Origin of the sequence: Actinosynnema sp. NPDC059797, assembly GCF_042732085.1 — a bacterium.
Taxonomy (GTDB): Bacteria; Actinomycetota; Actinomycetes; order Mycobacteriales; family Pseudonocardiaceae; genus Actinosynnema.
In genome coordinates, this window is sequence record NZ_JBHWIE010000375.1 from 1 (window position 1) to 6,689 (window position 6,689).

At 73.7% G+C, this 6,689-nt stretch carries 5 protein-coding genes; 2 read left to right on the forward strand and 3 right to left on the reverse strand.

The features are described from left to right. The 3 genes from ACFV4N_RS37505 to fabG form a co-directional block, all read right to left on the reverse strand. A partial coding sequence (locus ACFV4N_RS37505; RefSeq protein WP_499677423.1) for a ferrochelatase occupies positions 1-656 on the reverse strand: 656 nt, incomplete at its 3' end. Positions 657-741: 85 nt separating this feature from the next. Next, positions 742-1,509: an enoyl-ACP reductase FabI gene (gene fabI / locus ACFV4N_RS37510; RefSeq protein WP_499677424.1), complete on the reverse strand. Its 768-nt coding sequence runs from the start codon at positions 1,507-1,509 to the stop codon at positions 742-744. A gap of 56 nt (positions 1,510-1,565) precedes the next feature. Continuing rightward, the gene (gene fabG / locus ACFV4N_RS37515; RefSeq protein WP_499677425.1) at positions 1,566-2,270 is read right to left on the reverse strand and encodes a 3-oxoacyl-ACP reductase FabG; all 705 of its coding nucleotides are present in this window, start codon (positions 2,268-2,270) and stop codon (positions 1,566-1,568) included. 85 nt (positions 2,271-2,355) lie between these two features. Between fabG and ACFV4N_RS37520 the strand changes: the two genes are divergently transcribed. Continuing rightward, a complete protein-coding gene (locus ACFV4N_RS37520) occupies positions 2,356-5,004 on the forward strand; it encodes an FAD-binding and (Fe-S)-binding domain-containing protein (protein WP_499677427.1) in 2,649 nt (882 codons plus the stop codon). An 85-nt stretch (positions 5,005-5,089) separates the two neighbouring features. Next, entirely contained in the window at positions 5,090-6,655 is a 1,566-nt protein-coding gene (locus tag ACFV4N_RS37525) for an alanine/glycine:cation symporter family protein (RefSeq protein ID WP_499677426.1), read from the forward strand. Positions 6,656-6,689 lie beyond the last annotated feature (34 nt).

Below are 6,689 nucleotides of genomic sequence, written 5' to 3' on the forward strand. Positions count from 1 at the left end.
GAGCGGGACTGCCACACCACGTCGTAGTCGGCCACGCCCAGCGCCGAGGCGACCAGCCGGGACGCCTCCGCGACCTGGCGGGAGTAGCGGTGCCCGCCCTCCTCCGGCGGCCCGGCGGCCTTGTCCGCCGACACCGGCACCGAGTGCGCGGTGAACACCAGGCGGTAGTCGTCGCCGAACCCCGCCGCGGCGGCGCGCACGGACTCCGCGAAGGACTCGACGAACAGCGGGTGGTCGAAGAACTGGCGGATCTTGACCAGCTCGGGCGCGCCCTCGACGGCCGCGCGGGCGCGCAGGACGTCCTCGTCGTACTGGCGGCACGCCGAGTAGCCGCCGTAGGCGCTGGTCGGGAACACCAGCGCGCGCCGGACGCCGGCGGCCTTCATCTCGGCCAGGGTGTCCTCGACCATCGGGTGCCAGTTGCGGTTGCCGAAGTACACCGGCAGGTCCACCAGCGCGCGCACGCGCTCGATGGCCGAGCGGTTGAGCGCGTTGATCGGCGACACGCCGCCGAAGTGCTGGTAGTGCTTCTCGACCTCGTCCAACCGCTCGGGCGGGACGCCGCGGCCGCGGGTCACGTTCTCCAGGAAGGGGCGGACGTCGTCGGGCCCTTCCGGTCCGCCGAAGGACAGCCAGAGCAGCGCGTCGTAACTCACCCGGACATCCTCGCGCCGCGCCCCGGGGGGCGCACAACCGGGTCGGCGTGACCGTTCGCACGCCGACCCGGCCGGGTGAACCCGGTTACAGCCCGAGGAAGTGCACGCCGCCGTCGACGAACACCATGGAGCCGGTGGTGGCGGGCAGCCAGTCGGACAGCAGGCCGCACACCGACTTCGCGACCGGCGTCGGGTCGTCGACGTCCCAGCCCAGCGGGGCCCGGTCGGCCCACAGGGACTCCAGGTCGGCGAAGCCGGGGATCGACTTGGCGGCCATGGTGCGCACCGGGCCGGCCGAGACGAGGTTCACCCGGATGCCCCGGGGGCCCAGGTCGCGCGCCAGGTAGCGGTTGATCGACTCGAACGCCGCCTTGGCCGGGCCCATCCAGTTGTAGGCGGGCCACACCTGGCGGGCGTCGAAGTCGAGGCCGACGATCGACGAGCCGCGGCCCAGCAGCGGCAGGGTGGCCTGCGCCAGCGCCTTGTAGGAGTACGCCGAGACGTGCACGGCCTTGGCCACGTCCTCCCACGGCGCGTCCATGAACGGCGCGCCCAGGCACGACGGCGGGGCGTAGCCGATGGCGTGCACCACGCCGTCGAGGCCGTCCACGTGCTCGCGGACGCGGTCGGCGAGCGAGTCCAGGTGCCCCTGGTCCTGCACGTCCAGCTCGATCACCGGCGCCGCCGCGGGCAGGCGCTTGGCGATCCGCTCCACCAGGCTCAGCCGGCCGAAGCCGGTGAGCACGACCTGGGCGCCCTGCTCCTGGGCGACCCTGGCCACGTGGAAGGCGATCGACGCGTCGGTGATCACCCCGGTGACCAGCAGTCGCTTGCCTTCGAGCAGTCCCGTCACGGGTTCTTCCTCCGAAAAGTGTTGTACTGGGGACGAGAGTGGGCGCGCGGCGCGCGTCAGTGGCCCATGCCGAGGCCGCCGTCGACCGGCACCACCGCGCCGGTGATGTAGGCGGCGGCGTCGGACGCCAGGAACGTGACGGCGGCCGCGACCTCCTCGGTCGTGCCGTACCGGCCCGCGGGCACCTGGGCGAGGATCTGCTGCTTGCGGTCGTCGGGCAGGGCTTCGGTCATGTCCGTGGCGACGAAGCCGGGCGCGACGACGTTCGCGGTGATGTTGCGGGAGCCCAGCTCGCGGGCGATCGAGCGGGCCACGCCGACCAGGCCCGCCTTGCTGGCCGCGTAGTTGACCTGGCCCGCGCCGCCCGTGAGGCCGACCACGGAGGAGATGAACACGATCCGGCCGTAGCGCTTGCGCAGCATCCCCCTGGACGCGCGCTTGGCCACCCGGAACGCGCCGGTGAGGTTGGCGTCGAGGACGCGGGTGAACTGCTCGTCGCTCATCCGCAGCAGCAGGGTGTCGTCGGTGATGCCGGCGTTGGCCACGACCACCTCGACCGGTCCGTGCGCGGCCTCCACCTCGGCGAACGCCGCGTCCACCTCGTCCGCGACGGTCACGTCGCACTTGACGCCGAACAGCCCCTCGGGCGCGCCGGACCCGCGGTGGGTCACCGCGACCTTGTCGCCCTGGGCGGCGAACGCCCTGGCGATCGCCAGGCCGATGCCCCTGTTGCCGCCGGTGACCAGTACGGACCTCGACACTCTTGCTCCCATCGCCGCTGGTTGGTGCGCCGCGAGGCTATCTGCTACCCCCAAGTACGCCACCACCGGCCGGAGGTGGATCACAATTCGCACCGTGACCGGTTTCGTCGAACGCCTGCGGGCCGAGGTGGACGGCGACGTGCTCGCCGACTCCGCGAGCCGCGCGCTGTACTCCACCGACGCCTCGAACTACCGCCACGTGCCGCTGGTCGTGGTGCGGCCGCGCTCGGTGGAGGCGGTGGTGGCGGCGGTCGGGGTGGCGGCCGAGCACGGCGTGCCGGTCACCAACCGGGGCGCGGGCACCTCGGTGGCGGGCAACGCCGCGGGCGAGGGCCTGGTGCTCGACTTCTCCCGTTACCTCGATCAGGTGATCTCGATCGACCCGGTCGAGCGAGTGGCCGAGGTGCGGCCGGGGGTGGTGCTGGACCGCCTCAACGACGCCGCCCGGCCGCACGGCCTGGTGTTCGGCCCGGACCCGTCGACCCACTCGCGCTGCACGCTCGGCGGCATGATCGGCAACGACGCGTGCGGCGCGCACTCGGTGGCCTGGGGCAAGACGAGCGACAACGTGCGGGCGCTCGACGTGCTGCTGGCCGACGGGCGGCGGTTCGACACCCGCACTCCCCCGCCGCTGGACCTCCCGGAGGTCGACCCGGCCTGGTTCCCCGCGCTGGACCGGCGCGTGTCGGGCTACCGGCTGGACGCGCTGCCGGACCTGACCAGGGCGCTGGTCGGCACGGAGGGCACCTGCGCGACGGTGCTGGGCGCGGTGGTCGAGCTGGTCGAGGCGCCGGAGCGGCGGGTGCTGGCGGTGCTCGGGTTCGACGGCCCGTACGACGCCGCCGACCTCGCGCCCGGGCTGCGCGAGTTGGACGTGCTGACCGTCGAGGGCCTGAACGCGGCGCTGGCGCGGTCGGCCGGGAACGCGCGGCCGCTGCTGCCGCGCGGGGAGAGCTGGCTGTTCGTGGAGACCGCCGACGAGGCGGTGGCGCACCGGGCCGCCGCGCTGGCGCCGCACTCCGCGGTGGTGACCGACCCGGCGCGGCAGCGCGCCCTGTGGCGGGTGCGGGAGGACGGGGCCGGGCTCGCCACCCGGATGGCCGACGGCGGCGAGGCGTGGTCGGGGTGGGAGGACGCGGCCGTGCCGCCCGAGCGGCTGGGCGCCTACCTGCGCGACTTCGACGCGCTGCTGGGCAGGCACGGCAGGCGGGGCGTCACCTACGGCCACTACGGCGAGGGCTGCCTGCACGTGCGGATCGACTTCGACCTGGCGCGCGGGCACCGGTCGTTCCTGGAGGACGCGGCCGACCTGGTGGTGGCGCACGGCGGGTCGCTGTCCGGCGAGCACGGCGACGGGCAGGCGCGGTCGGAGCTGCTGCCCCGGATGTACCCGCCGGCGGCCATCGCGGCGTTCCGGCGGTTCAAGGCGGCGTTCGACCCGAACGGGCTGATGAACCCGGGCCGGATCGTCGACCCGGCCCGGGTGGACGACGACCTGCGCGTGGTGGTCGCGCCCCCGGTCATCCCGACCCGGGCGGAGCTGGCGCTGCGCGCCGACGGCGGCGACCTGGCGGCGGCGTCGCGGCGGTGCGTGGGCGTGGGCAAGTGCCTGAACACGCGCGGCGGGGTGATGTGCCCGAGCTACCGGGTGACGCGGGAGGAGAAGCACTCCACGCGCGGCCGGGCGCGGCTGCTGTTCGAGCTGCTGGGCGGGCAGGTGGTGCGGGACGGGTGGCGGTCGGCGGAGGTGCGGGACGCGCTGGACCTGTGCCTGGGCTGCAAGGGGTGCAAGCGGGACTGCCCGGTGGACGTGGACATGGCCGCGTACAAGGCGGAGTTCCTGCACCACCACTACCGGCGGCGGGTGCGGCCCGCGGCGCACTACTCGATGGGGTGGCTGCCGCTGTGGCTGCGGCTGGGCCTGGTGAACCGGGTCTCCGCGCGGTTCGCCCGGTTCGCCGGTGTCGCGCCGGAACGGCCGCTGCCCGTGCCGGTGCGGTCGTTCCAGTCGCGGTTCGCCTCGACGGGCGACGGCGAGCCGGTGCTGCTGTTCCCGGACACGTTCACCAACCACTTCGAGCCGGGCGTCGGCCTCGACGCGGCGGCGGTGCTGCGGCACGCGGGCCAGGCGGTGGAGGTGCCGCGCGCGGCGGTCTGCTGCGGGCTGACCTGGTTCTCCACGGGTCAGCTCGGCGTGGCGCGGCGGGTGCTGCGGCGCACCGCGCGGGTGCTGCGGCCGTGGACGCGGGCGGGCGTGCCGGTGGTCGGGCTGGAGCCGAGCTGCACGGCGTTCCTGCGCGCGGACGCGCTGGAGCTGGCGGGCGACGACCCGGACGTGGCGCGGCTGGCGGGTTCCGTGCGGACGTTCGCCGAGCACGTCGCGCCGCTGCTGGAGCGGCAGCCGGACGCGGGCGGGGCGGTGGTGCAGCCGCACTGCCACCAGTACGCCGAGGTGGGCCTGGACGCGGACCGGGAGCTGCTGGCCAAGGCGGGGGTGAGCGCGTCGGTGCTGGAGGGCTGCTGCGGCCTGGCCGGCAACTTCGGCTTCGAGCGCGGCCACCACGACGTGTCGATGGCGGTGGGCGAGCTGACCCTGTTCCCGGCGGTGCGCGCGGCCCACCCGGGCACGCCGGTCGTGGCGGACGGCTTCAGCTGCCGCACGCAGGTCCGGCACGGGACGGACGCGGAGCCCGTGCACACGGCCACCCTGCTGCGGCGGCGGCTGGGGTGCTGACCCGCCCCGCCATTCCACTGGGATCCTCAAGAAAACCTTAAGCGGTCTTTGCCGGGACCTGGGACATGGTGTCCACTGCGCGGTCATGACCACGAGTCCACCACTGCCCCCGCCACCCACCACCCTCGCCGCCGAGGGCGGCACGCTGTCCTCGGTGGAGGGTGCGATCAACGACCTGTTCACGCCCGTCGCCGACGCCGTGGCGGGTTTCGTCTTCGCCGAGGTCACCGTCTTCGGCGTGACCTTCCCGTGGATCGTCGGCTGGCTGGTCGCCGCGGCCGCGATCTTCACCGCCTACTTCGGGGTCATCCAGCTGCGGGGCTTCGGCACCGCGCTCCGGATCGTGCGCGGCAAGCACAGCAGCCCCGACGACCCGGGCGAGATCACCCACTTCCAGGCGCTCAGCTCCGCGGTGTCGGGCACGGTCGGTCTCGGCAACATCGCCGGGGTCGGCGTGGCGGTGACCATCGGCGGCGCGGGCGCCACCTTCTGGATGATCCTGGCCGGCCTGCTCGGCATGTGCACCAAGTTCGTGGAGTGCACGCTGGGCGTGAAGTACCGGGACGTGCACCCGGACGGGTCGGTGTCCGGCGGCCCCATGCACTACCTGCGCAAGGGCTTGGCCGAGCGGTTCCCCGGCGGGTTCGGCCGGGGCGCGGGCAAGGTGCTCGCGTTCGGCGCGGCCGTGATGATCCTGTTCTTCGGGATCGCGGGCGGCAACATGTTCCAGGCCAACCAGACCTTCGCCCAGCTGCGCGACGTCACCGGCGGCGAGGACGGCGCGCTCGGCAGCGACGGCGCGGCCCTGGTGTTCGGCATCGTCCTCGCCCTGCTGGTCGGCGCGGTGATCATCGGCGGCATCAAGTCCATCGGTCGGGTGACCTCCAAGCTGGTGCCCGCCATGGCGATCATCTACGTCCTCGGGTGCCTCGCCGTCATCCTGTCCAACGCTTCCGCGCTGCCGGACGCGATCGGCCAGATCGTCTCGGGCGCGTTCAACGCCGACAGCGTCGCGGGAGGCGCTGTCGGCGCGCTGATCGTCGGCTTCCAGCGGGCCGCGTTCTCCAACGAGGCGGGCCTGGGCTCGGCGTCCATCGCGCACTCGGCGGTCAAGACGCGCCGCCCGATCACCGAGGGGTACGTGGCGCTGCTGGAGCCGTTCGTCGACACCGTGGTGATCTGCACCATGACGGCGCTGACCATCGTCGTCGCGCAGACGCAGTTCTGGAGGGACGCGCAGGCCACCGTCTTCGCGGGCGGGCCGCGGCCGGACGGCGTCACGGTCACCTCGGAGTCCTTCGCCACCGTGCTGCCGTGGTTCCCGTACGTGCTGACCGTCGCGGTGGTCCTGTTCGCGGTGTCCACGATCATCACGTGGAGCTACTACGGCGAGAAGGCGTGGACCTACCTGTTCGGCAAGAGCCGGGGCACCGAGATGGCCTACCGCGTCGTGTTCTGCGCGTTCACCGTGGTCGGCTCGGTGCTGACGCTGGGCAGCGTGCTGGACTTCGCCGACGCGGTGCTGTTCGCGCTGGCGCTGTTCAACATCATCGGCCTCTACCTGCTCGCGCCGGTGGTGAAGCGGGAGCTGGCGGAGTTCCGCGCCCACCTGAAGGACAGGCGCGAGGACGTCGGGTCCGACTCCCGGTGACCGTTCGGGGGTGACGGCCCGCTGGGGCGCGGGC

Coding starts and splice junctions, on each gene's coding strand:
- ACFV4N_RS37525 (WP_499677426.1), top strand. CDS start 5,090: ATGACCACGAGTCCACCACTGCCCCCGCCACCCACCACCCTCGCCGCC.